This window comes from Pseudoalteromonas sp. SG44-5 (assembly GCF_014164175.1).
GTDB lineage: Bacteria > Pseudomonadota > Gammaproteobacteria > Enterobacterales > Alteromonadaceae > Pseudoalteromonas > Pseudoalteromonas nigrifaciens.
In genome coordinates this window covers 1-203 of record NZ_JACJES010000086.1, presented here as the reverse complement: position 1 = coordinate 203, position 203 = coordinate 1, and the positions used below count along the sequence as shown (strand labels likewise).

The 203-nt window shown below is 37.4% G+C and carries 1 rRNA gene; it reads left to right on the top strand.

The features are described from left to right. Positions 1–95: ribosomal RNA gene (locus tag H5079_RS18300) — 23S ribosomal RNA — on the top strand; the annotation flags it as partial. Between the last annotated feature and the right edge of the window lie 108 nt (positions 96–203).

The window sequence follows — 203 nt, the reverse complement described above, 5'->3', positions numbered from 1 at the left end:
AGGGCCGTTGGAGACTACAACGTTGATAGGCAAGATGTGGAAGTGCTGTGAGGCATTAAGCTAACTTGTACTAATTACCCGTGAGGCTTAACCATACAACGCCAAACGCGTTTTATGTGACAGTTCAAGCAAGAAGTTAATATTGCTAAAGTAGATATTTACGCAAAGACTTAAAAAATATTATCAGATATTTTCCAAATTCA